Source organism: Aureliella helgolandensis, assembly GCF_007752135.1.
Classification (GTDB): domain Bacteria; phylum Planctomycetota; class Planctomycetia; order Pirellulales; family Pirellulaceae; genus Aureliella; species Aureliella helgolandensis.
On the sequence record NZ_CP036298.1, the window covers coordinates 1469876 to 1493303 of the forward strand.

The 23428-nt window shown below is 56.9% G+C and carries 16 protein-coding genes; 3 read left to right on the forward strand and 13 right to left on the reverse strand.

Going from position 1 to position 23428, the window contains the following annotated elements:
- Nucleotides 1–5: 5 nt before the first annotated feature.
- From Q31a_RS05195 to Q31a_RS05220, 6 genes are all read right to left on the reverse strand, one after another.
- Complete coding sequence (locus tag Q31a_RS05195; protein WP_145075006.1) at nucleotides 6–2294, reverse strand: c-type cytochrome domain-containing protein; 2289 nt, start codon at nucleotides 2292–2294, stop codon at nucleotides 6–8.
- A 251-nt stretch (nucleotides 2295–2545) separates the two neighbouring features.
- Entirely contained in the window at nucleotides 2546–4978 is a 2433-nt protein-coding gene (locus tag Q31a_RS05200; RefSeq protein WP_145075009.1) for a DUF1549 and DUF1553 domain-containing protein, read from the reverse strand.
- A 142-nt stretch (nucleotides 4979–5120) separates the two neighbouring features.
- Nucleotides 5121–7556: a PPC domain-containing protein gene (locus Q31a_RS05205; RefSeq protein ID WP_145075013.1), complete on the reverse strand. Its 2436-nt coding sequence runs from the start codon at nucleotides 7554–7556 to the stop codon at nucleotides 5121–5123.
- A 43-nt stretch (nucleotides 7557–7599) separates the two neighbouring features.
- Nucleotides 7600–8898, reverse strand: coding sequence for a DUF1501 domain-containing protein (locus Q31a_RS05210; protein WP_145075016.1), 1299 nt, complete (start codon nucleotides 8896–8898; stop codon nucleotides 7600–7602).
- 532 nt (nucleotides 8899–9430) lie between these two features.
- Complete coding sequence (locus Q31a_RS05215; protein ID WP_145075019.1) at nucleotides 9431–11011, reverse strand: sulfatase family protein; 1581 nt, start codon at nucleotides 11009–11011, stop codon at nucleotides 9431–9433.
- A gap of 164 nt (nucleotides 11012–11175) precedes the next feature.
- Nucleotides 11176–12648 (reverse strand): aldehyde dehydrogenase family protein, encoded by a 1473-nt coding sequence (locus Q31a_RS05220; RefSeq protein ID WP_145075021.1) that lies wholly within the window; start codon nucleotides 12646–12648, stop codon nucleotides 11176–11178.
- Between the two features lie 529 nt (nucleotides 12649–13177).
- On the opposite strand from Q31a_RS05220, the gene Q31a_RS05225 reads away from it, so the two are divergent.
- A complete protein-coding gene (locus Q31a_RS05225; RefSeq protein ID WP_145075024.1) occupies nucleotides 13178–13933 on the forward strand; it encodes a sulfotransferase in 756 nt (251 codons plus the stop codon).
- A gap of 105 nt (nucleotides 13934–14038) precedes the next feature.
- Here the strand turns inward: Q31a_RS05225 and Q31a_RS05230 are convergent, their stop codons facing one another.
- The 7 genes from Q31a_RS05230 to Q31a_RS05260 all read right to left on the reverse strand — a co-directional run bounded on the left by Q31a_RS05230 (nucleotide 14039) and on the right by Q31a_RS05260 (nucleotide 21061).
- Nucleotides 14039–14290, reverse strand: coding sequence for a hypothetical protein (locus Q31a_RS05230; protein ID WP_231691076.1), 252 nt, complete (start codon nucleotides 14288–14290; stop codon nucleotides 14039–14041).
- Nucleotides 14291–14549: 259 nt separating this feature from the next.
- On the reverse strand, nucleotides 14550–14870 hold the full coding sequence (locus Q31a_RS05235) for a hypothetical protein (RefSeq protein ID WP_145075027.1): 321 nt from the start codon (nucleotides 14868–14870) through the stop codon (nucleotides 14550–14552).
- A 226-nt stretch (nucleotides 14871–15096) separates the two neighbouring features.
- Entirely contained in the window at nucleotides 15097–15390 is a 294-nt protein-coding gene (locus tag Q31a_RS05240; protein WP_145075030.1) for a hypothetical protein, read from the reverse strand.
- 313 nt (nucleotides 15391–15703) lie between these two features.
- Nucleotides 15704–16858: a M24 family metallopeptidase gene (locus Q31a_RS05245; protein ID WP_145075033.1), complete on the reverse strand. Its 1155-nt coding sequence runs from the start codon at nucleotides 16856–16858 to the stop codon at nucleotides 15704–15706.
- 4 nt (nucleotides 16859–16862) lie between these two features.
- Nucleotides 16863–18461, reverse strand: a complete 1599-nt coding sequence (gene guaA / locus Q31a_RS05250) for a glutamine-hydrolyzing GMP synthase (RefSeq protein WP_145075036.1) — start codon at nucleotides 18459–18461, stop codon at nucleotides 16863–16865.
- A 106-nt stretch (nucleotides 18462–18567) separates the two neighbouring features.
- A complete protein-coding gene (locus tag Q31a_RS05255; RefSeq protein WP_145075039.1) occupies nucleotides 18568–20421 on the reverse strand; it encodes a DEAD/DEAH box helicase in 1854 nt (617 codons plus the stop codon).
- A gap of 88 nt (nucleotides 20422–20509) precedes the next feature.
- On the reverse strand, nucleotides 20510–21061 hold the full coding sequence (locus tag Q31a_RS05260; RefSeq protein ID WP_145075042.1) for a hypothetical protein: 552 nt from the start codon (nucleotides 21059–21061) through the stop codon (nucleotides 20510–20512).
- Nucleotides 21062–21276: 215 nt separating this feature from the next.
- Here Q31a_RS05260 and Q31a_RS05265 point away from each other — a divergent pair, with 215 nt between their 5' ends.
- The gene (locus Q31a_RS05265; RefSeq protein WP_145075045.1) at nucleotides 21277–21744 is read left to right on the forward strand and encodes a hypothetical protein; all 468 of its coding nucleotides are present in this window, start codon (nucleotides 21277–21279) and stop codon (nucleotides 21742–21744) included.
- 188 nt (nucleotides 21745–21932) lie between these two features.
- Nucleotides 21933–23318 (forward strand): L,D-transpeptidase family protein, encoded by a 1386-nt coding sequence (locus Q31a_RS05270; protein ID WP_145075048.1) that lies wholly within the window; start codon nucleotides 21933–21935, stop codon nucleotides 23316–23318.
- Nucleotides 23319–23428 lie beyond the last annotated feature (110 nt).

Consider the following 23428-nt stretch of genomic DNA (forward strand, 5'->3'; position numbering starts at 1 on the left):
GTTTATCACTGTGGGGCTTTGTAGGCTTGGTTGAACAAGTCCAGTTGTTGTTGGGCTTCGACTGCCGCCTGCTCGGCCGCCTCCAGTTCCGCTTGCAACTGGCTTGTCATGGTCTGCTGATCGGTCAAGGCCGACTGCGCGGCGCTCTGTTCCTCGGCAGCCTGCTTGGCCTGCGCTTGAAGACTCGCCAATTGCTGATTGAGAGCTTCTAAGCGGACAGCCATCTCTTGCATCTTTGCACTTCGTTGATCTTGCTCCTCCACGGCGGCGGCCAATTGCTCGGTCAATTTCCCTGCAGCAGCGGCAGCGGTTTGCGCTGCAGTATTCAGTTCAGCTGCTTTCTGCTCCAACGCCAGTTTTTCTGCAGCGGCCTTTTCCAAGGCTGCACGAGCAAGCTCCATTTGTGCCTGCTTTTGAGCCAGGCTCTGGGCGGCAGTCTGGGACGCTGCTAGCAGGGTTGCCTGAGTTGCTTCCTTGGCGGCAACTTCGGTCATCTGCTGCTTGACCAAGGCATCCAATTCTGCGACTTGGGATCGCTTGAGCTTGGTGGCTTCGTTTACCTTCAGCAACGCCTCCTTGGCGGCGGCGAGAGCTGCCTCTAATTCCGCCACTTGGGCTTGTCGCGTTGTGCTCTGGGCGGTCAATTCCGTCAGTTCGGATTGTGCACCGGCTAAGCTCTTCTGACTATTGGATGCCGTCGCTTGCAACGCGGCCAATGCCTGCTGGGCTTCGGTGGTGGCTAGCTGGGATTTCTCTGCCACTTGGTGGAGTGTGGTCACCTCCGTTTCGATCGCTAGGAAGCTTTGTTTGGCAGCTTCCAAACGACTTTCAATCGAAGGTGGATTGGCCGCGATCAACTGGACTTGCTCCGGATCGGCGGTTTGCCAAATCTGCACTTTGCCATTCCAGTCGCCACCCGCTATCTGTGCTGCATCACCGGTTAACGCGACTTCCAACGCCGTTTCACTGAGGCCAGAGAACTCTTTTTGCAACTCACCGGCGGCGTTCCACCACTTTATCTTGGAGTCGCGACCTGCGGATGCCAGGGATCCATCATGGGCATAGGCGACGGCGGTGGCACCACCACCATGCGCGTTCCATGACTTGATCTCCTTGCTTTCAGGCATGTCCCACAGTTTGATCGTTCCGTCCAAACTGGCGGAGGCGAGGACGTTGGAATCGGCACGAAAGTCAATCGCTCGAATCTCGCCTTTGTGACCAGCTAGTTCGGCATACAGCAGACCACTATCGGCTTCCCAAACGATCAACCCGTTGCTGCGATCACTGGACGCCAACAAGACGCCGTCGGGGCTAAAACGCAACGCAAAAATCCAGTCGGTGTGCTTCTTCAGCTCCTGGACCTGCTCGCCAGAGAGCGAGTCGAAAATGCGAATGATCTTTTGAGGACCGGCAATGGCAATTCGCTTCTTGTCGGGAGAAATATCCGCTGCCAATACGGTATCCAATTCGTCACCCACCTTGGTGATACGCTCGCCGGTGGCGATATCGACCAAGACCGCGCACCCGCTGTGGCTGTGTTTACCACCTGCGATGAGTAGTTGTTTACCGTCGCGCGTAAAGGTAAGCGATTGCGGCTCGCCTTCAGGAAAGGGCAGGACTCCCAGCAGTTCACCGGATTGAGCATGGTACAGGACGACCTGCTCTTGACCACCGACGGCAATCAGGGGCGCCCATGGGCTGGCCGCCATCGCGGCGATTGCGGCACTCCGTTCGGTTTCCACGACCGGCTGTGCGAGCAGACTCTCGGGCATGGGAGGCGGGCCATCGGGCTTGCCGAGTGAAACCGTCCCCAGCATGGCTGTGGCAGCACTGCTGGCCCGCTTGATCTTACTGCCTGAATTCTCAGGCATCCCCTGTTCAATCCATAGCTTGAGGAGGTCTTGCTTCTCCTTGGCAATCGCGTCTTCATCGGGTGGCATGAAGGGGCGTTCCGAATGATTGACCAACGCGTACAATCGCGATCCGCCAGGATTGCCTGAAGCGATCACATCACCACTGGAACCGCCGGCCATCACGCCCGTGTAAGTGTCGAGAGCCAAATCACTCGCCTTGTCCCCTTCGGCGTGGCAGGCAGTGCAGTGCTCGCGAAAGATCGGTTTGATGTGATCGTCAAACGTAATTTTCTTTTCGGCAGGTTCGTCGGCCATGCTCCGCAACGGATTGGCGGAAACGCCGCACAGTAGACCGAATGCCAATGGAGTCGCAGAGCCAATCCAACGCAGTGCGCGAACGCCAAGTGATGGCGGAGAGCTGGTTTTCGTGGGGTGAATCATATTGTTGGACTTCTTCCTAGTGCTTCGTTACAGCATGATTATTGAGATGCTCCAGACGAAGGTGGTTCGCACCCAAAGCCGGAACGGCCCTGTGGGGGCTTTGTTTCTGCGCGTTGGACCGCTTCTCCCGACGCGCGACTAACCCCAATTCCTGGTATGGGCCAGCACCAACGTGCTTGGAGCCCCATTGAACCTCTCGCTTCGCCTGCCGCTTGTGCCTGTATTGGGGCAATGGGCAGGCGTCGCCTGCGTTAATGGTTGAACATAAACTCTCGGCTGTTCAGGACAGCCCAAAAGGCATCCTCGAGACCGACCGTCTCATTGCCAGCGTCTGCAACCATCTTAGTCAGTGTTCCCAGTTCCAGCTCCGTCGGTTTTCGAGAAAGGCATCGCATGTAGATGCGTTCCAGAATCTGCTGAGTGCTCAAGCCCTGCTCCTGCCAGGAAGGAATCAGCTTGCCTTGAGCAATCTTGCCCTGCGTTGAGCTGCCATTGAGCAGGTGCAGAGCTTGCGACAGTGATGGATCGGTGCTGGCTTCGCAATCACAGACCGTTGTCCGAGGTGACCTTCCGAAGGTCGTTAGGAAATAGGTGCTGGTGCTCCCATCTGCGATGTGGACAGCGCGAGCGCCTTGGGGCAAACCGCGGAACTTGTCCTTGGTCGCGGTTGCTTGCGAGATGCAATCCAAAAGCATTTCTGCAGGGACGCGTCGGACCTGCGCGAAGGCATAGTTCCGAGTATCCGAGCGATTGGACTCATTCGGCTGGGTGCTGCGTTGGTATGTCTGTGAATTACAAATGTCACGCACCAATTGTTTGAGATCGAATTCGTACTCGATTAACTTTTCCCCCAGTGCATCAAACAAGGCTGGATTGCTGGCTGGATTGCTAACGCGAATGTCATCCACGGGCTGCACGATGCCAACCCCCATGAATTGAGCCCAAACGCGATTGGCAATGCTGGTCGCGAAGAAGGGATTTTCGGGACTTGTGATCCAGTCCGCTAGGACTTGGCGGCGATCCTCCCCTTTAATCTCGGGCTGTGGTCCGCCGAGAAATGTGGGAGGAACTGGTTTGCCAGAAAGTGGGTGGTTGATCTCTCCGCTGCCGCGGTTGAAGACGATGACTTCGCGGTAGTCTTCGCCCGTCTTACGCCCGATTTGCGAAAAGAAGGAGGTGAATCCGTAGTAGTCGTTCATCGTCCAGCGATCGAACGGGTGATTGTGGCACTGCGCACATTGAGTGCGAATCCCCATGAACACCTGAGCCACGTTTTCGGCCGTCTTGATCGTGTCGCGTTCCACCTGATAGAAATTGGTGGCTGGTTGCTCGAAGACTCCTCCACTGGAAGCCAGCATCTCGCGCACAATCTGGTCGATGGGTGTGTCGGCAGCCAGTTTGTTGGTGATCCAGCTTGAGTACTGGAACGCCGCTTTGTAGCTCACTTGGTTGTCGCTCTTGACGAGTAACAGTTGTGCCCAACGCATGGCCCAGATCTCGCTGAATTCCTTCCGCTGAAGAAGGCGATCGACGAGCTTGGCACGTCGGTCTGGAGAGGTGTCGGCCATGAACTCCGCCAGCTCTTCTTCGGTTGGAAGAAGCCCCACGATGTCGATCGTTACCCGTCTGATAAATTCTTCGTCAGTGCAGGTGCCGCTCGGCAGAATTCGCAATTTCTGCAGTTTGGCGGCCACCAGCTCGTCGATGTAGTTGCCGGTGACTTCAGGTGGCGTGTAATCCAAGCCCGAGGGCAAGGCTAGGATTTGGGAACCGACCGTATGGGTGTCGAACCGCGCCATTACAAAGGCTTCACCACGAACTCCGGCGGTAACGGCACCTTGGTCGTTGACGGCGGCCGTCAGTTCATTGTTGGTCGTAAAGGCGGCCAGTGAGGTCACGTCGCGGGTCGTGCCGTCACTGAAATGAGCGACTGCAACCATTCGCTGGGCGGCTCCCTCTCCCTCCATCACCGCTTCTGGCGGAAATAACTCGACCTGGGTGCACGTGGGAGGTGCTTGGGCGTCGGCTGGCGCATCGTCCTGCAACCAGCTCAGCAAGGTCTTGGCATACTCACTGTCGGGTTCCATCCGCTTTCCGCCGGAGTGAGGTACAGCCCCGACGGCTTTGAGGTAAATCAAACTCTGCTCGGGAACCGCTAGGTTGATACGGCGAATCCCCAGCTCTCGCGTAATGCGCTGGTAGTCGCCCGCCGGATCGAAGCCGAACAGCGAAAGGCGAAAGCCATCTTTCCCACGCGCGGCACCATGGCAGGAACCTGTATTGCAACCCGTCCGCGTTAGAACGGGCATTACATCCAAGTGGAAACTGATGGGCTTGGTCACATCCGAGTTGGCGATCGCGACTTGGCTTTCGGCCGCCAGCTCACTCCAGCTGGCTGTCAATTTCGTTTCGCCGGCACCCATGGGGAGTAGACGGAAATCTCGCAACGTCGCCAGCTCTCCATTGGCGAGAGACCAAGCTGCTTGCTCGGTTACATCCAGGGTCACTCCGTCGCTGCGGGTGGCGACGGCGATCACATTCTGAAAATCGGCGCTGCCGTCGAGCCGGATGTCTGTGGGATAGACTGCTAGTTGAGTCCACTTCGGCTCTTCAGCTGTAGCGGATGGAGCTACGAGAATTGACGTGGCGAACAATGCCGCAATAAGAGTCAACGTTTTAAGCATGATCGAATCCAATCGAACGGTAGGCTGAAATGCGAGTTTGAGTGCGAGGGGTGTAGCGGACCGTGGGGGAGAGCTCGCTGTGCTGGCGGGAAACCGTTACCGGCGCGTCCAGTAGGCCTTTCAGCACAACTGGGATCGGGAACTACGGCTGAGCATCGTTGGGTTGAGTTCCGTCCAACAACGCTTTGGCTTGCCGGAGCTGCTCAAGCCGACTAAGTGGTTTCTCGGAAGGAGCGGCCGGTGCAGCGGGAGCCGCAGCTTTGGCCGGAGCCGCCGCTGTTTTGACCGGTGGGGCGATCAACTGAATTTCCCCGAGGCCTTCGGTTTGTACGATCTGACCACCACTCCGCGTAATCGTCGATTTTACGTAGAGCGTTTTGAATTGTCCGACCCTCGCGTCGGCAGCTACTTGCAATGGGAAAGAAATCTGCTGCATCCCGTCGGTGTATTTGACGGTAGGTTGCGTGCTCGTTACGCCCGCCGGCAGGCCGACGAGTTCGAATTCCACTTCGCCTTCGGGCGGACGCTTGACTTCCAAGCCAACCGTGAAGGGAGCCGAAGCACCCGCTTCGGCAACGGTCTTGGCGAAGGTAAACGCAAAGTACCCGTCCTCAACATTGAGGGTGATGAATTCACTAGCCACCCAGACATTGGAGTTGGTCGCTTTGGCACGCGCTAGAATCGTGATGGGATAACTGCCCAGGGCCGATTTTGCGTTGGCTGTCACCGGAATTCGAGCTTCCAATTGATCGCCTTCGATTTTCACCGAACCGCTCGCCGAGAGTCCCGAAGGATTGTAGAGAGAGCGCAGGTAGATGGGCTCCTTGAATCCCTCTTGCCGCGTCGCTTGTACCACGTATTCGGTATTTCCATTGCGAACGATGGGGACCTCGGGTTGGACTACCTTGATGGAAAAGGGGAGTGCTCGCGTTACCGCCAAGGCTAGGCGGTCGGAATCGTGCCCCCACATATCGCGATTGTTTTGCCCGCGGACCAACATCGTGCGTTGGTTCAACGTGCCCCGGACGCTAGCCCCTTCGGCCAATGGCTCGGCGATCAACGCTGCCAAGCAGGCCTTCACCGGAGCATCGGCTGAAGCCTTGATGAGCATGGGGATGTAGCTTTGGTTGGCGGCAATGGTCGGGGTGGTCAATTCAATGCCAGGTATTGCGTCTTCGATGTGCAGCCCCAGGTCCCCACTGAAGTTCTTGCGAGAGGCTCGCAGTAAAACCGCCATTTGCGCACCCTGCGGAATCTCCACCGTTTGTGACTGGTAGCGTTGGAGTTCGTCAATGGCCAGTTCTACGGCGACGGCTGCCGGAGCCACTTCGATGCGGTAAGCGTGCGTGGGGCTCCCTTCTTCCAACTGGTCTCGGATGGCTACCAAATACTCGCCGTCCTCAGGGATTTTGAACGCTTGAACGCTATCGGGGCCACCAGCGTCGTCATTGGCAGCCAGTCGACCACCGGCAGCCTTGTGAATTTCGAGCCAGCTGTCGATGGGGGAGCGTAAGACGCGACGACCGTAGACCGTAAACTCAAGCTGTTGATCTTTTTTGCCCTTGAATTTGAACCAGTCCACATCCCCGTTTTCTTGAAGCACTCCATTGAACGCAACGGGAACATCGACTGCTGTTAGCGTCGCGCGATCGTCGTCGGGTTCACTCTCAGAGACGTTGGGAAGTTCGACGACGCGTAGTTTGTTCGGAGAGGGAGCGAGTTTGCCATCGCGGCTCGCAACGTAATTAAACTCTCCGAGAGTATCGGGCAGTTGGATTTCCTCTTGCCAGGTCTCTCCGGAAGCATCGACCAGCGTCGCATTGATCTTTTCACCCGGTTGGCCGCCCGCAGGGATGATGGCCAGGGGCCGTGGGAAATCACCCACGTGCAAACGGTATTGCGAACGATCGCTACCGCCAAAACTACTTTCGCGGACTTCGATAGTGTACTTACCCGCTTGCGGAGCAACAAAGGCACACACGCAATCCTGCTGAAGCAATGGGGCGTCATCGCACCGGGCCACTTCGAAGCGATTTTCATCCAGTATGGCAACGAACGGATCAAAGAACTCCGTCCCCAGACGCAGACCTTCGAGTTCTACCGTGAGCTTCTGCCCCTCAGCCAACTCGACCAAGTAGTAATCCACATCCTCGTTCTTGACGATGCCATTGACTGTAGAATTCAGTGCCAACAATTGAGGGGTCGCAAAATCGCTATTCGGTTCCACTTCGTCTACTTGCGGCAAGCTCGTCACACCGAAGTAGCGGAGGTTGCTAATCCCACTGCTCGTCGCTAATCGGACCGCATGCAGTCCCGGTTCGCACGTCTCTGCGATCTTTAGCTTGGCATGGACCTTCCCCTCGCCCTCCGGCTTGAGTTCGAGGACTTCAACTCCGGAATCGTAGAAGAGCAATTCCGTGACATCGCCCAGCCTCGCGCCGGTAATCAGCACGTCAGTCTCTGTACCACGTTGGAATCCAGCTGGAGTCAGCATGGTAACAGCCGGAGAATCTGCGTAGGCAGTGCCCATTCCTAGAGCTACGGCGACAAACAATAGTACGCAACGATCAAACTTCATGTCGGAGTCCTATGGAGCCTTAACCTAAGTAGTGCCGTCTTCGCTAAGCTAACAATTGCTTGATGACCTTGCCGCCGTCCACGATTTCGATAGGCCGGTCACCGGGACTCATCAATTCCTTGTCCGCCACAATGCCCAGCAAGTGATAGATCGTGGTGGCCAAATCCTCTGGCGAAACAGGATCTAAATCCGGTTCTGCTGCGGTCGGATCGGAGGCACCGTGCACGTAGCCACGCTTAATTCCACCTCCGGCCAACATTAGGCTGAAGACCTTGGGCCAGTGATCGCGGCCCGCGTCGGAGTTGATCTTGGGAGTGCGCCCAAACTCTGTGGAGACCATGACCAGGGTTGTGTCGAGCAAGCCTCGCGAATCGAGGTCGTTCAACAGCACCGCCAGTCCCTGGTCGAGAGCGGGCATGCTGTTTCTGATTCCATTGGTAATGTTGGTGTGCATATCCCAGCCACCGTAGGTCATCGTTACCAGTCGTGCACCTGCTTCCACCAGGCGACGCGACAATAGCAAGCGTTGGCCTGCTTGATTGCGGCCATAGCGATCTCGCATGGCCGCATCTTCCTTTTCAATGTCGAACGCGTCGCGAGCTTTTTCGGAGCTAATTAGGCTGTAGGCTCGCTCATAGAAACTATCCATGGCAGTTACCGAGTCTGCATTGTGCCGCGAGCTGAAGTATTGGTTGACTGTGCTCAGTGCGTCTTGACGTCGAGCAAACCGCTCGGCATCGACGCCGCCGGCCAAATTTAGGTCTTGAACCTTGAAGCCCGCCTTGGCTGGATCGGCCCCCAGACTAAACGGACCATACGAACTGCTCAGATAACCACTTCCCGCAAACTCGTTCGGTTGGTTGGGAATGCAGATGTAAGGGGGAAGATTGTTGCGCGGCCCATATTCGTGGCTGACCACACTACCGAAACTAGGGTAGATCAAGGCTGGACTCGGTTTGTAACCGGTGAACATGTTATGGGTACCACGCTCGTGGGCCGCTTCTCCATGGCTCATCGAACGAATGATCGTGAACTTGTCTGCGCACTTTGCCAGTTGGGGTAGGGTCTGGCTAATGATTTCGCCAGTATTGGTCTTGATTGACCCCATTTCGCCCCGATACTCCAGCGGGCTGAAGGGCTTGGGGTCAAAAGACTCTTGCTGGGCCAGGCCACCCGGCAAGAAAATGTGAATGATGCTTTCCGCTTTGGCAGGGATGAAGTCGTAGTTCTTCTGATCACCTAAGACACTGCGCATCCGCAGCACATCGGACAGGCACAACCCACCAAACGCACCGACCGTCATAAAATTGCGACGCGAAAGGCCATTACCAAGACACTTCATCAGAGCACTCCGTTTATGGAAACAAAATTTGGGGCATCTAGGCGCAGATGCGAAAGGCTGTTGCCTTCGCAACTCTTGCGAAATCCCGTACGCAGGTACTGGGATCTGTTGGGGGAGGGGCGTCGCGATCACCAAGGACGTAGCTTGGAATCATCGGCGTTGGAGGGGGTAGGAGGTAGGGGCGGGAGCTTCACCTGCAGTTCACATAGCGAAGGATTCCGTTCATGGTAAGCACTGTGCGCAGCGATGTCAAAGTTCCACCAGCCATTACCAACGAAAATACCCTCAAAACCAGCCCTTGCGGGTGGGGACTGGCGGTTGCTTGATCGGTTCAGACTCCGCCAAATCCGCACTGCGGGCTGGCGGACTGGGGTGCTACCGGCTAACCGATCCATGGTAGGAGCCGAGCAATTCCCGTGAAGTGTCTGCGAGTCCCAGCCTGCGCCGGAACTTTAGCATTGATGCCCGTGGAGGAGATCCCGCATTCTTGGTAGACGCCGCGCTGGGCTGAATTCATCGAAGTGGCCAAGTACTACGGCAGCAACGGAGGATCCAACGGTGCGGGTTCGAAATCACTGGGGTGAACCCAGCCCGCTTTGACCTTCTCTCCAGCCATGTACCTTTCGTAAAAGTGGTCTGTGTCCTGACCTGAGTACGGGTAAGCATCAAAGATTCCTCCTTGGCCTGACATCCGTGGGTCTCCCTGGGCCGTCAGTTCGGTCACCATCTGTTGCTCCAGCTCCACAGCGGTCGCAGAGTACTCGGAATCGCTGGCCAAATTGCGAATGCAATCCGGATCGGTAGCCACGTTGTACAGCTCGGTGTCGGGATGTTTGCCAAAGCAATATTCCCAAAATTGGAGTTCCGTACCGCTGCGGCGAAGATTCAAGACCAATGACTTGGTCGGGCTTCCATCGCAATTAAGGTAGCCCGTTTCTGGGTTGCCGCCTGGCCACCGAGTCGGCTCGTAGTTTTTGAGAAGTAGCCAGTCGCCGTGGCGAATCCCACGAATCGGATAGCCCACTCCATTGGGGCGCCCGATATCATGGCGTTCTTTGCCAACCAAAACGTAATTGCGATATTCGGGGACCTCTTCTGGTGAGGTGGATGCCTCAAAGATGTCAAAGAGGCTGTGACCAGAAAGCGGTTGCATGCTAGGCCCAGGCTGCGAAACGCCAGCGGTTTGCAGGATTGTGGGAGCCAGATCCGTAAAGTTTACAAACTCCGTAACGCGTCGTCCGGCGGTCTCAATTCCTGCTGGCCAACGGATGGCCAACGGTATGTGATTGGAAGCCTCGTAGGCTTGTCCCTTGACGCGTGGGAAAGGCATTCCATGGTCACTGGTGGCGATGATTAGCGTGTTGTCGAGCTGCCCCGAAGCTTCGAGAGCTTGCAGGATTTTGCCTAGGTGCGAGTCGTAGTGCTCTACTTCGATCGCGTAATCGAGCATGTCATGGCGCACCGTTTCTGTGTCTGGCCAGTAAGCGGGAACGCGATCGATATCTTCGAGTTGCTTGCCGAGCCGGACCCCAGACTTATACTCGTAGCCGCGGTGTGGTTCGGTTGTACCGTACCAAAAGACCCATGGAGTATTCTCGGGAGTCTCCTGCAGGAAGTCTTGGAAGTTGGCCGCATAGTCGTTGTTGGAAATTCCTTGGGCGATCGGTTTGGCGTGCCGTTTGGAATAGTTCTTGCCGGTGATGGCACGCGGCTTGCCGTCAGTGTCTTCGGCAATGCCAGGCCCCCAGCCCTTGCCGGTATAGCCGGCGGTGTAACCGTCCATGGCCAAGCGTTCCATGAAGCCACCAAATTTAGACGGGAAGATGCACATGTGGTTGCCCGCTTCCTCGAGCTGCCACGAGTAGCGTCCCGTCAAAAGAGTCGCTCGCGAGGGGGCGCATTTCGCATTGGGCGTATAGGCGTTCTGGAACAATAAGCCCTCGCGAGCGATGCGATCAAAATTGGGAGTTTGGACCCAATCGCATCCGTAGGCTCCGGCATGGCCAAACGACCAATCGTCTGCAATGGCGATCAGAATGTTCGGACGCTCAGCGGCCCAAGACGGGGAAGTCAGTCGAATTCCCCCGACGACTCCCAGTAGAAGCAGCACCATCCATTGCGCCGTGGTGGACCATTGCGCAACGCTAGAGACTGGCGATTTCGCCCTGAAGTGGGGCCGGGAGGAGGAGGGCCATGGTAATGGTAACCGATGCAATGCAATGTCTTTCTAAAGGTGTTCCTGCGGGGGTTGCGCGAGAGGTGGCAACCGCTTCATCGTCAATCGAGTTTAATGGTCACCGTCTTGGTTTCCGTATAAGGACGCAAGCCGTCTTCACCCAGCTCACGACCATGGCCGGACATCTTGAAGCCACCAAACGGGGCGGCTGCATCGAATACGTCGTAACAATTGACCCAAACCGTACCCGCCCGTACCCGTCGCGCGTATTCATGCGCCTGAGTAATGTCTCGCGTCCAGATGGCGGCGGCCAGTCCGAAGCAGGTGGCGTTGGCGCGCTGGATCATCTCGTCCCAATCCTTGTATTTGAGCACGCTCATGACCGGTCCAAAAATTTCGTCTTGGGCAATCGCCATCGAGTCGGTGACACCTTCGAAAATAGTCGGCTCGACGAAATAGCCAATGTCGCCAAACCGCTTGCCGCCCACGATGCAGTTGGCGCCTTCACGATTTCCTTGATCGATGTAGGACATGATCTTGTTGAACTGCGCCTCGTCGACTTGCGGTCCCTGTTCGGTGTCGTGGGCGAGCGGGCTACCCAGCTTGCGATTGGCAGCTAACTCCTTAAGTTTGCCCACAAATTCGTCATGCACTCGCTCGTCGACAAACACGCGGCTGCCAGCACAGCAGCACTGCCCTTGATTGAAAAATAGTCCGAAGTGAGTACCTGCCGCGGCGGCATCCAAGTCGGCATCGGCGGCGACCACATTGGGGCTTTTTCCTCCCAGCTCAAAGGTCAATCGCTTCAGGGACTGGGAGGCGTTCTGCATGATTAGTTGGGCAGTGCGGTGTTCTCCCGTGAAAGCCACCTTGTCGATTCCAGGATGCTTCACAATTGCGCCTCCGGCGGTGGGGCCATACCCGGGGACAACGTTGATGACCCCATCAGGAATCCCCGCGTCCTGGGCCAACTGTGCCATCCGCAGGCAGGTCAACGGCGTCTGCTCGGCGGGTTTCATGATCAGAGTACAACCAGCGGCCAACGCCGGTCCCCACTTCCATGCGGTCATCAACATGGGAAAGTTCCAGGGGATAATTTGCCCTACGACCCCCACCGGCTCCTTGCGAGTGTAGGTGAAGTAATTGCCTCGGATAGGAATGGTCGAACCGTGGATCTTGTCTGCAAATCCAGCGTAGTAACGCAAGCAATCGACGGCCAAAGGAATGTCTGCCGTCCGAGCATCGTTATACGGCTTGCCATTGTCCAAACTCTCCAAGGCCGCTAGCTCGTCAATTTCTCCTTCGATCAGGTCGGCCAACCGGTACATGAGCCGTCCCCGGTCGCGCGCGTCCATGCGTCCCCAGGGACCGTTCTCAAATGCTTCACGCGCCGCCTCGACCGCCAGGTCAATGTCGGCCGCATCTCCTTCAGCCACGTCTGCTAGAGTCTCCTCCGTGGCCGGATTGATGGTGGGGAAGGTCTTGCCGCTCGCCGCAGCAAGCCATTTGCCACCGATGAAACATTCGGTGTGACGAATCTTGGGCAAAGCGGCAGTCGCAGAGGCAGTGGCCATGATGGGGCTCCAGTGCAGCAGGGGAGTGATGAGGCAGGGCGAAGGTGCGGTCTGTCGCCGCTATTGTACGACTGCGGGGCAATGCTCGGCAACCAGCAGGGATTCTAGCGGTTGGTCCAAATTCAAATTTCGGGTCGGCCTAGCACTGGGCTGGGCTCGTGCCTCCACCTCATGCAATCCGAATGCCCAATTCTGGAGGGAGCGCTAGCATTGCAACTCCAGCTAGTTGCCAGAATCGCCCCCGGAATAGGACTGTCGGCAGCAGCTCTTCGGGGGTTGCTGCTAGTGCCGTCGCGGCACGCTTTCAACCTTGCTAGCTGGCTCAGTGGTTGCTTTTGGGGGCAGCTGCCCAATTCGTAACATCTCGCGGGACCGGTCCTCATTTGCAGCCAGCCTGCCGTTATTATGCCATGCGCTTATTGCCTCAGATCATTCCCATGGCCAAACTAGGGTGTCATCCACAGACTAATTGTCGAGTCCAATCGCTGATTACTCTTGAATGGACCGTCGGAACCCTGGGGAATGGGCAATGAGAACCTACAACAAGATTTTTGTGATCGCTCTACCTCGTTGCGCTACGGTTTCCATGTCTGATGCCCTAGGGGTACTGGGCATCAAAACGGCTCACCTGGGACGAATCTATGGAGAATCCTCCCTGGAGCACAATAACCCGCGGCGATTGCGACGGATGCATGAACAGCTCTCTGCCGGGGACGATCGGTTGGATATCCTCGACGAATGCGATGGGTTGGTCGATTATCCAATCTGCTGCATGGACGTCCTGCAGCGGCTTGATCATGAGTATCCGGGCAGCCTGTTCATCAATGTTCGGCGGGATCAAGAGATCCAACGCTGGTTGCAGTCGGTGGAGCGGCAATTCATTGGGCTGCAACTCCTCAAGCAGGCTCACACGGCCTCGCGCGAAGAGCGTCAGTTCATCCAGGACATGCTCAGCTTCCGAGGATGGACGTTTGGACAGCGAGATTTTGCAGCCGGTGCGTACCAAGCTGCCTACTGGCGCTATCAGGAGAATGTAGCCAACTATTTTTCCGGGCGTCCAAATTGCCTGCTCAATATCGAGAATCTTGATCAGCTGGAGACGCGGGGATTTGAGCAGTTGGCGGACTTCTTGCAGTGCACCGACCGAATCGAGCCTCATCTCTGCTTTCCGAATTGCAATGCGCACAGCCGCCGCCCCAGGGCCGCGTTCATGGAAGCGCTCGAGCGAGGAGAAGTAATTTCGCAGACGGGGATCCTGCCCAGGAATCACTCGGGCAGTTGCTAGTGCCTCGCCTCCTAGTCTGAGTTCATGGGACGACGGTGCGTAGGAACTTGGTGTTGGAAGTCCCGCACGGCAGGCCGCGCCGGAAGGTCGCACGGAAGGGGCCCGCTAGGCGGCAACCATGGGGACTGGCATCACGTAATCGGCGGCTTTCTTCAGCTCCAGTTTGGTGCAGCGGTCGAACTGGAACTGACGCGGTTCGCAGCGACAAAGGCAGAGTCCCAGGAAAGCTCCCGACTTCGTGAATCGAATGGGGCTGACCACGCGTACCGTCTTATTCCCCTTGGAATCGGTGTATTCCAAGCTCACTACCAAATCGTCTGAATTTTGCATCGCAGTTCGAATGAGTCGTTCGATCATCGTAAAAGTCCTTTTTCCAAGCAAGCGTCGATCGCGTAAGCACTAGATCCAAGTATCGCGAGGGGCGGGACACGTTTGGTCACTCCACGAAAAGAAAGCCAGAAACTTTTTTTAGAGTAGCCTGCGCAGGCGGCTTGCCGAAACCCGCTTCCACTCCGCTGGCCAGCCTGCGCGACCCCCCGAGCGTTGAGTCGAGCGTTGAGTCGAGCGACCCTTGCAATCGTTGCGGTGGGGGAATGCCGGAATTCCCGCAATGGGCTCAGTGGCTGTCGCGCGTGATGTGATTGAGCAGCAGGAAATTGCGGTCTCGGTAGACCGTGATCGTTCCATCTACCAGCCAGCGGTTGTCGCTATCGTCCTGTAGTAGGAATTGCATGATGCGCTGGGCCGCTAGGTTTTCGAGCGCGAGTAGTGTTCGTTCCGGATCTTCAAAACGCAATTGCAGCCGCTCACCGACAATGCTGCAGAGAGCTTTTCTTTTGACCACCAGACTTCCCTCGCGCAGGAGGGGAGTATCCTCGGCGGCGGTCGATTGGGACGCCGGTCTCGGGTCGGCTGCCAAAATTAGGGAGGGGCGCATTCCCGTATTGAAGGTGGGGAAACTGCAAAGAGTTATTCCTGCAAGGATAGCGGCAGGACGCATCCAGTGGGCGAGGCTTCGAGGGGGCATGGGGCGTCAACGGATCGGGCAGCGATGGTGACATGCCTCTTAACGCAGGTAGGAAATACCCACGTATTGGAAGGCGGGTGAGGGGCTAAACTCGCATCTGTCATCCAACAATGGGGCGTGAGTGAAGGGTTCCGGATCAAGAATTCTGTTTCGGCAGTGCCAGGGCATGAAGGCTGATCACACCGCCAGCGGTCAGCAAGGCCCAACCAAACCAATGCGGTGGTTCCACCGATTTCTTAGGCGAGGGATGAGCGGCCAAGTAGATGTTGGTTCCCAAATCCTGAGCAGCGATCTGCGTGTCCTGCGCAAATTTCGCGAGGGCTCGAGTGCTGGTCTCGTTGAGGACAAAGGATTCCACCATTCGGAACTGAATGCCCAGCATGAACAACAGCATTCCAATCATGAAGTAGCGGTTACGATCAAACTCCACGGTGTCTCTCCTTCGTCGAAATGCGCTGAAATAGCAGGGATCGGGTTCAGGGACTGGCACATGCCAATAGACGGAAGCGGTGCAACTTCCACGTTCGCCAGTGGCGTGCAGCACGGTGCCAGCAGAGACTGGACCGCTGGCGACCGATCGTGCAGTCCCATTAGGACTATCGACAACCGCTTGCAGCAGTCACAACAGAATTTGAAAACGGGGGCTTTGTGCCTGCTAGGCCGGTTGTAGGACTGCGGAAAAAGGTGCCGTCGCGTTGTTTGCCCGTCCTCCGCTCTGAGGCCGGAAAATCCGCCAGCTCTGGCTACGCCCAGTTGAGCCCCATCGGCAGTTGATTGAAGTTCAGAGGGGGGCCGCCAGCCTGAGTGACGATCATGTCCTCGACGCGCATGCCACCCAGTCGGCGACTATACAAGCCCGGTTCGATCGTGAGCACTTCGTTTTCCAACAGCGTACCACCGTTGTCATCCAGCAGAATAGGCTCGTGAATCTCTAGTCCAATGCCGTGGCCGGTACCGTGAGGCATAACTGGATCGTCGCTGATCTCTCCTCGCGCGAATCGAAAGCCGTGTTGAGCGAGGGTCTCTTTGGTCGCACTGTGAACTGCATCGGCGGTTGCCCCAACGGTGGCTGCCGCAATCGCGGCTGTCTTGGCCTCTACCACGGCGGCATTCATGGCCAGCAAGCCATCTGCAGGAGTTCCGTGAACCACCGTCCGCGTACAATCACCGCAATAGTGGGTCGTGTTGCTCTGCGGAAAAATATCGACAATGACCGATTGGCCCGTTTTCAGAACACCGCTACCGCGGGCGTGGCAGTCAGCGGAATCTGGGAGGCTGGCGACAATGGAGCCGTGCGGAGTTGAGTAACCTCGGTTCAGTAGGTCTGCACTGATCATGCTTCGCAGACGTTCGCTGGTCAGTGGCTCTCCGGCGTGCTGGAGGTGGCCATCGGCCTTGGCAGTGGCCCTCGCTACGGTCTGCAGAGCCATCAGCATGGTCGCTTCGGTCGCTTGCTGGGCAGCCGCCAGCCATTCCAGCTCTTGAGCGTCCTTGGTTCGCCGCTCCGTGACCCCTAATTCCGGGGCGTACTCGACAGTAATTCCAGCTTGTTGAATATGCCACGCGTAGATGTAGGGAAGTGTGCGGTCGGTTGTGACGACCGAAACTTGCCGCTGCCGCAAAAACTCTGCGACTGCCTGGGCTGTTGCTGTAGCGCGGTCTCCGGATAAACCCGACGCGGGCGCAAAATCTGCCGGGCTGCCTACATGGTCCACTTGCACCGATTCACGAGCCCGCGCCGCTTCGATGTCGCGGACGATAAACCAAGAGCTCTGCTGGCCCTCAATGTTGAGCGCTAGCCAAGCCGCTGGGTCACCAACGGAGAACCGCACGCGATGAAAAAGGCTGGGATTCTCGGCTGGGATTCCGGCCAGTAGTGTGGCGGTTCGTGGAGTCATGGTCTTATTCCCATTCAATGGTGGCTGGCGGCTTGCTGCTGATGTCATAGCAGACGCGGTTCACGCCTCGGACTTCGTTGATGATGCGATTGCTCATTCTCGCCAACAGATCGTAGGGCAAGTGGCTCCAATCAGCGGTCATGAAATCGTCGGTATTCACCGATCGAATGGCCACTGCGTTTTCGTAAGTGCGGGCATCACCCATCACGCCGACGCTCTGGACCGGAAGCAATACCACAAAGGCTTGAGACGTTTGGCGGTAGAGCCCAGCGGCTTTGATTTCGCTGACGACGATATGATCGGCTTCCCGTAGGACTTCCAGCTTGTCGCGGGTCACCTCTCCTAGGCAACGGACGGCTAGTCCAGGGCCAGGAAAGGGGTGTCGCCAAACCAGTTGTTCTGGCAAGCCCAGTTCGATACCGAGTTTGCGTACCTCGTCTTTGAAGAGATCGCGGAGTGGTTCGACCAATTCAAATCCCAGTTGTTCGGGGAGCCCGCCCACATTGTGGTGCAGTTTGATGGTGGCCGCCGGTCCGTCGGGCGCCGCTCCGCTTTCAATCACATCGGGATAAAGTGTGCCTTGTGCCAAATACTTGGCGCCCGAAATCTTGGTGGCTTCCTCCTTGAAGCAGTCGATGAAGAGATAGCCGATCCGCTTGCGTTTCTCCTGAGGTTCGGTAATTCCAGCCAGTGTCTCTAGGAAGCGATCCTCTGCATCGACAATATGCAAATCGGCTTTGAAGTGGTTGGTGAACTCGGACAGAACTGCCGCCTGTTCATCCTTCCGCAGCAACCCATTGTCGACGAGAATGCAACTGAGCTGGGAACCGATGGCCTTGTACAGAAGGGCCGCTGTGACAGCGCTGTCGACACCACCGGAGAGGCCGCAGATCACGCGATGGTCGCCGATCTCTTCCCGCAGTCGCTCAATGGTCAATTTGGCAAAATCGGCCAGGTGCCAGCGTCCCTCGCATCCACAGACCGTGTACAGGAAGTTGTGGAGGATCGTAGCCCCCAGAGGCGTATGCGTGACCTCGGGGTGAAATTGGAGGCCAAACACCGGCAAGGTCTGGTGCTGGACGGCCGCAAAGGGACAAGTGCCAGTCGCCGCCAGGGACACGAAGTCCTCTGAGACTTGGTTGACTTGATCGCCGTGGCTCATCCACACGTCCATCTCTGCAGGCAAGCCTGCCAGCAGGCCCGTTGGCTGCGAGATCTTCAAGGCTGCCCTGCCGTACTCGCGTGCCTCGCAATGTCCTACTTGGCTGCCCAAGGAATTGCAGGCCAATTGCATGCCATAGCAAATGCCGAGGACTGGAATCCCCAGCTTGAACAAGGCGGGATCGCATTTGGGAGCTCCCTCAGCGTAGACGCTCGAGGGACCTCCGGAGAGGATGATTCCAGCTGGTTTTTTTCTGGCAATGGCGTCGGCGTCGAGATCGTGCCGAATGATTTCGCAAAACACGTTTTGTTCGCGCACTCGGCGGGCGATTAGCTGCGCATACTGGGAGCCGAAGTCGAGAACCAGGATTCTCTCCTCGGAGAGACTCGCGCTATCGTCACTGGAAACGTCGTTTTGCACTGCCTTGGAAGCGTCTGCCACTGTTTGGTTCCTCGCTGATCCGCCCAGAGTGTGAGCCCAAAATCAAACCGCGAAGTATACGTCCACTCCGTAGAATCGAACAGTAGGAGCCCCGCGAGTGCGATTTCTAAGCTGCAAATTTCTTGGCTTTAGGAATCGATAGATTGAAGAGCCCGAAGATCTCCTGTTGGCTGAGGCCCGTTTGCCTGGGGGCGTCGGTATCCGCAAACAACGCGTTAAACAGGGCCCGTTTCTCTTCTAAAACGTCATGGATCCGCATTTCGATGGTGTCTGCCGCCATCATGCGGGTTACCGTGACCGGGCCAGCAGCACCAATGCGGTGCGCCCGGTTGATCGCTTGATCCTCAATCGCCGGATTCCACCAGCGATCAAAGAGGAAGACATATTCGCAGAATTGGAGATTTAGACCGACACTCCCCGCACCGTAGCTCATCAAAATGACGTGTTTGGAGGGGTCCTCTTTGAACTGCTGAATGACCGATTCGCGCTGGCGATGCGGCACCCGACCGTGGTACTGCATCGGGCCAAACCGTTCCAGCGGGCCTGCAATCCGATCGAGAGTCTCCACCCACTGGCTAAAGACGATGGCCTTACGACCGCTGGCGGCAATCTCTTCCATATCCGCCTCCAAACGCTCCAGTTTCGCGCTGGAGCCAGTGGCTGGATCGAAATTGCAAATTTGTTTCAGTCGCAGTACGAGTTCAAAGACGTGCTGGATCGTCAGCGTCTCTCCCATGTCCGAGAGCTGGACGACGCCGTCGTCCTCCGCGGTGCGATAGCTATCGAGCTGCGCCGGCGTCAAATCGAGCTGGCCATCACGAAACATTTTGGGAGGCATGTCCGTCAGGACTTTGTCTTTGGTGCGACGGAGAATGTAATCACGCGTCGCCTTGCTGATGCTCTTCAGGTGCATGTCGTCGCGCAGGTAGCCTGGCGAGAGGAATTCAAAAATGTTGATCAAATCGTCCACCGAATTCTCAATCGGAGTCCCGGTCAATGCCCAGGAACGCGTCCTGGGGAGGGCGCGGACGATTTGAGCCGTCGTGCTGTTCTTGTTCTTGATCCGTTGCGCCTCATCCAGCATGACGAGATCGAACTGAGTGTCCGGATCATCCAGGATATGCTGGTCACGCATCAGTAGTTCGTAATTGGCAATTCGAACGGGTGCATTGTGTTGTTTCCAAATCCAATTCCGTTTGTTGGAATCCCCTTCGATCACCGTGACTGGAATCTCCGGTGCCCAGGTGCTGAATTCACGAACCCAATTGGAGACGAGGGGCTTCGGGCAGATCAGCAGGACATTGCGCAGTTGACGCGCCAGCAACAGCATGCGAATCGCCGTGATGGCCTGCATGGTCTTTCCCAGCCCCATTTCGTCAGCCAAGATGGCTAACTCGCGAGGAAATAGAAAGGCTACGCCATCCATCTGGTAGGGGAACGGTGGAAACGGGAACTCAAGCTTCGACGAGGCGACCAGCGTCTCCAGGGGGGGCTGCAGGACAAAGTAGAGTCGATCCTCGAGCTTCACGAGATCGGCTGGAGGTTTGATCCGCGTCTGCTTTTTCTTGGGTGGTTTCGCCCCGACGGACTCCGCATTGGCCGACTCCGCATCGGTCGACTCCTCGTCGGTCGGTGGCGTTGCCTTCTTGGCAGCCGGTGGTTCCAAGGCGGGCAGGAGACTCGCCGATTCGGGAAACTCAAAGCCGACCGTCTTGGGAAGACGCGATTGCAAACGAATGGGAACTACTTGAACGGCTAGCTCTTCGGTGGCTACCGGCGGTGCATGCTCGACCGGAAGCCTGTCCAACCCATTCTGCCAACCCGTCGCATAGCACCCAATCGACGGCAGGCTGGTCAACGTAACTGCGTTAGAGAAGGTCACCCCTGCCCACTCACCCGGGGTGGGGGCAGCGGCGTTGGAAACGGTCTCAACGTCGGACTCTGAGTCACGCAATGCCATGCTTTCAAGCGATCCAATGAATTACGGGCGAATGATTTGCGGGGGGGGGGGACTGCACCCACGGGAGGTGTCTGTCGCTACCCGCCTACTACGCAGCCTTAGCTACGGGATGTGCCTCCAGCAGAGCTTCTGAAACGCGATAGAAGGGTTCTGAGAGCTCGAAATTCGAAGCGAGTCCCGAAAGCAGTTCTTCCATCCGAGGCACATCCATGGGCGAATCTTCTGGAATCGCAAAGCGGTATTCCTGAGCGGTAATCCGGCGGAGGGCTGCCGCTGCCGACTGAGGTAGGCGGAGATGCTCGCAGGTGGCGCGTTCCCCCTGAGTTTGAGCTGCGATTCCTTCCAACTGCGCGACGGGAAGATCGCTCACCATTGCCATTGCTAGCACTGCGCTGCTGTCTGTCAGCACTAGGTCCGGCTTTAATTTCGCCTTGCCCGTCAGCGCCTTGGCGATCTGTTCTCCGCACACGAAGTCATCGACCGTAGGACCGTACAGCAACTCCTGAGCACGACTGGGCTTCACGGGCATCGTGCAATGGAATTCCAGGGGACGGGCGGCACGATTGACGATTAGGTAGCCGCCAAAGTAGCCATGGTCTGCATGGTGGAGTACTGAGAGGAAGCCTAGCGTTGCTGTCATACTGTCGAAGCTCTTCCGGTGAAAATGGGACTTGTCTATCACCAATGTCGGAAGACCGTTTGTAGCGACTTTAATGCTCGTAGCGAGTAAACATTGCAATTAGCCAAATTGCCGCGATTCACCACATTCCCAGTCGCCACTTGCTCGACTCTAGTTCTGAGGTGACTATACTGTGGAGATACAAAAACAGTGCTCAAACGCATGGAGTTCCGCCCGTGGGAAACGATCCTTCTCCCTTTTCGCCAATGTTTAGTATCGATGTTTCAGCCGAGCCTCGCGCTGCTGCTGGTGCAGTGAATGCTAGCAATGCAACTGAAGCGACCGTCGCACTCTTGCATCAAATGGTCATTGCTCAACAACGGCAAAATCAATTGCTGGAGCAACTCGTCCAAGCAACCGTGAATACCCAAAAGCAACGCACGGCCGAATTGCAGCAGTGGAAGGATGCCAATCCCAAACTCGCCAATTCATGCCGCCGGGCTGCAGAAACTCTGTCGCGTGTGCAAACCGAATTTCTCGAGAATTTGACCGAAGAGATCGAAGACTGTTCGGAGCATTTGGTCGAGGGGGATTTCATGCTCAACGAATTTGTCGATCGCTTTGGGCCCCGTTTAGCCCATCTTAATGGCGTTTTGCAGGTCCTCGCTCAGCTGGGGAGTGGAACACCCGCCGCGCAGCAGTAGTTTAAGAATCCACAGCACCTCCCACCGATTGCTGTTTTCTTCAGCAGATTGATCTGGTACTTGTCGAACTGCAAAGCTAGTATCAACACTTAGCGTCCTCTTGATTGGCGCTATTGTGTTGTGGTAGTGCAGAGGCCAGGATGGCTTTCAAATATTCAGTTGCGCGTTGATTGGCAAGGAGGACCGTTGTGCAGACGATCAAAACGGGAGTTGTGGTCGCCCTCTTAATGGCTGTGTGCTATGGGGCCTTTGTGGCACTCAATGCGCCAGAGCCAGAATTGCCAGAAGAGCTGCGGCAATGGGCGGCTGATGCCGAAGGGCTCGGTGACATGCTCGACATCGAGTTTGCGCCAGCCGATTCCTCGGCGACTCTCAAACAGCTTCCGGTCAGCAAGTCGAACAACTTGCCTAGCTTCTCCCCTGCCAGTAATGCCGCTCAGGCTGCCGCCAAGTTCCCCGACGAGGACCTCGCTTTGGCGTTGCCCAAGTTCGACAAGGATGGGCAAGTCGCGGCAGGAGATGCGGGGGCCTCGGCTCCTACAGTGGATAACGAGACTCCGATACAGGCCAAGCGTGACTCTGCCGCTCCACCCCCTACCTTTCCAAGCTTTCCTCCCGCGGCGCTGGCTGATGTCCCTGCGGAAAAAGAGGCGGGAACCGGTGCGCTAGCCGCGCCACAGACGGATGCGTTTCAAGGCCCCGATGGAATGGCCGTTCGCGTGGGGACTGGCAATGTCAAGCCTCCGGCGCAAGTGGTTAGTTCCAAGACCGACGTGCACGCAACCAACAGTTCTGCAGACCAGTCGTGGCAGCTTCCGCTGCTCGAAGAGGACGCGGACGCCCCTTCTAGTGCAGAGCCAGCGCTGCCTACCTTGCCGTTTGTGCAAGCTCGCGATGAAGCTCTGCGCAAGGCACGGGATGGTAAGCTGGCGGCAGCCCTGAAGCAACTCAGCCCGTACTACAACAGCCCCGAACTCACGCACACCGAACATACCGATCTCGTCGATATTCTGGATGCACTGTCGCGAGAGGTGATCTACTCCAGTCGACATCTACTGACCAGCGCCTATGTGGTGGAATCCAAAGAGACGATCGAATCCGTTGCTGCGAAATATCAGATCGCACCGGAACTGCTGGCGAAGATCAACCAGATCGGCAATTCCAAGACTTTAGCTTCCGGCTCGGAACTCAAGGTGATTCCCGGACCGTTTCGCGCCCAGCTTAGCTTGGTACGGGGAGAGCTTACCGTGTTTCTCGGCGAGATGTATGCCGGACGCTTTCCGGTGGCCCTTGGAAAAGATCCAGTTCCCTCCGCGGGAACATTCGAGGTGGTTGACCGCCGCAAAGATCGAGTTTACTACGGTCGCGGTGGCACAATTTTGACGGCTGAAGATCGCCGCAATCCCTACGGCGGATACTGGCTCAACCTGGGGCACGAAATGTGTATTCATGGTACCGCAGAAGCACCGAGTGCTGATTTGAATGATGCTGGCTGTATCAGCCTAGCACCGCTCGATGCGGCCGACGTGTACGATATCTTGACGCAGGGTTCTCAGGTCACGATCGTCCGCTAAGCTAGCGACAACCGCACCAAGCTTGCTTGCCAAGCTGTGGCTGCAGCACTCGCCGCGCGAGCTAAGCAAGCAAGCAGGTGGTGCATGCGAATGACGCCATCACGGTGAGG